Origin of the sequence: Mesotoga sp. B105.6.4, from assembly GCF_002896535.1 — a bacterium.
In the GTDB taxonomy this organism is placed as follows: domain Bacteria; phylum Thermotogota; class Thermotogae; order Petrotogales; family Kosmotogaceae; genus Mesotoga.
In genome coordinates this window covers 1-2,458 of record NZ_JWIM01000113.1, presented here as the reverse complement: position 1 = coordinate 2,458, position 2,458 = coordinate 1, and the positions used below count along the sequence as shown (strand labels likewise).

The window sequence follows — 2,458 nt, the reverse complement described above, 5'->3', positions numbered from 1 at the left end:
CTCGACCACATACAGGTACACATTCAAGATATACGACCATCTGAGGCCTGACTTACAGGGTGTTATGAGGCCGATTCACATTGAGCACGCCTTCAAAGTTTTGAATAGGAAGCGACGGGGGAACTGGGTAGACAGACATTTGAAACCAAAGCCATCTTTAGTGGCCTCGGGTAATGGTTGGGCCGAATACCTTATCGCGACAAGCAGAGACTTCTTCCATGAGGTCTTTCGGGTTGAAATAGAGGGCAAGGTGGAATTCGAAACCGAAGGTAGATTCCACATATTGACGCTCGTTGACGGAGAGAGTGTGATCCTTATCTCGGGGGAGAACAGGCGGAAGATGAACTACTCCGAGACTGTAATAGTGCCTGCTTGCGCAGGTAGTTACACAATCGAGGCCGGGAGTGGGGAGAAGTGTATAATTGTGAAGGCTCGCTTGAAGTGAATTCACACATCATACTAGCTCTAGATGTCGGAGGGACAACAGTAAAATCCGCTCTCTGTGATTTGCATGGTCAACTGGTCTCAGGCGTTAACATAACCTCCGTTGATTCGAGAGGTTCCAGAGCAGTTATTCTAAAGCGGTTTTCCGAGATCGTAACTGGTTTGGTCGGGCAGTCAAACAAGATGAACCTTGAGCCTGTCGGCCTCGCAGTTGCCTTTCCCGGGCCATTCGATTACGAAAAAGGAATTTGCCTCATAAAAGGTGTTAACAAATACGAGGCGCTTTACGGAATGGATCTATCCGGTTTCTTCCGTAATGAAGTCACCGTAACCGAGTTGTTTCCCGTGATATTCGATGCCGATTCTTGGGCCTTTACTCGTGGCCAGTATCTCAAAGGTGCAGCTATTGGTGCGAGGAGGATCATTGGAATTACAATAGGTACAGGACTGGGTTCAGCTTTTATGGAGGAAGGGAAAATAGTCCAGAATGAAAGAGGAATACCTCCTTACGGCTGGATTGGAAACCTTCCTTTTGGCAAAGGAATACTTGACGACAGAATCTCCCGGAGGGGAATACTTGCAAGGTACCGGGAGATTTCAGACTCGCTTCAGGTAGATCTAGATGTGATGGATCTCTATAACTTGGCCGTCAAGGGCGACACTGTCTGCATGAAGCTATTCTGTGAAACGGGAAGCCTTCTCGCAGAAGCCCTCATACCCTTTATCAAGATCTTCTATCCGGATGTGATTGTTCTTGGAGGCAAGATCTCGGGAGCCTATGAGTTTATTGGTCCAGCTCTGAGGAAAGAGCTTGAAGCGAATTTGGGGAGCATCAACCTGCCGAAAATCTTGAAGGCGATCGATCCCGATAGCTCAACACTGTCAGGATTGGCTCTTCATTTAGCTGAGATATGCTTTGGAGGAGGGAGTATATGATACCAGGTTGCCAAATAAACTGTGGACCCCAAGATTGGCAAATTCTTCAACATAAGGAAGGAATAGCTTCTGTAACACTCTCAGGCAGCTACATTCCTTCTATAGAGATCTCCGATCGTCAAGCGGTATTTGTGAGGGTGGTCTGTGAAGCAAGCTCAGAGCCGCTACTGCCATGGCTCCCGGCTACAATGCTTGAAGGCGAAAGATGGGAGATATCTTTCGAGCTCCCCGTGGGGGGACTCTACAGGATAGAGACCTCCCTGAAACCAGATAGTTCTGGTATAGAATACGCTTTCAGGGGTGATGCCATACATCATCTCGGTGTGGGTGAGGTTTTTGTCATTACCGGTCAAAGCAACTCAGCAGGTTATGGCAAAGATCCGATATACGATCCTCCGGAGATCGGAGTTCATGTGCTGAGAAACAAAGGCAAATGGGATCTGGCCTCGCACCCTCTTAACGACTCGACAGGAACGATTCACCCTGTAAACATGGAGACAATAAACCCTGGGCATTCACCTTATCTGAGCTTTGCCAGATATCTTAAGAGAGAATTGAATAGACCAATTGGTCTTATCCAGGCATCTCTCGGAGGCTCCTGTCTCAGTCAATGGAATCCGGCCGAAAGTGGAGAGCTCTATACTAATCTACTTGAGATTACTACGGGATGTGGAGGAGATCTCGCAGGTGTCCTGTGGTATCAGGGATGCTCCGATACTTCTGATGATCTCAGCATCACGTATGGCAAGAGATTTGCGAACTTCGTCAACAGCTTGAGAGAAGATCTCAATGATCCTTGCTTAGCTTTCTTTACGGTACAGCTCAACCGTTTTGTAGCAGATCAGGAACCTTGGGGAATGAGCGATGACAATTGGTCCAGGGTGCGAGAGGCCCAAAGAAAGGCGGGGAGAGAGCTCAAAGGAGTCTTCGTAATTCCAGCAATTGACATACCTCTTTCAGACAATATCCACAACAGTTCTTACGGGAATGTAATGCTCGGAGAAAGACTTGCAAAAAGCGCCCTTAAACATCTCTTCGGAAGAGACATTCAGGCCGATGCACCGGACATCAATGAAGC

The 2,458-nt window shown here is 47.8% G+C and carries 2 protein-coding genes and 1 pseudogene; all 3 read left to right on the top strand.

What is annotated here, in order from left to right; all coding sequences use genetic code 11:
* Positions 1–445 (top strand): annotated as a pseudogene (locus tag RJ60_RS15705) (hypothetical protein); the annotation flags it as partial.
* Positions 415–1,380, top strand: a complete 966-nt coding sequence (locus RJ60_RS14895) for an ROK family protein (protein ID WP_099830103.1) — start codon at positions 415–417, stop codon at positions 1,378–1,380. The pseudogene RJ60_RS15705 and the gene RJ60_RS14895, both read left to right, overlap by 31 nt.
* On the top strand, positions 1,377–2,458 hold a 1,082-nt coding region (locus RJ60_RS14890; protein WP_180979990.1), incomplete at its 3' end, for a sialate O-acetylesterase. The genes RJ60_RS14895 and RJ60_RS14890, both read left to right, overlap by 4 nt.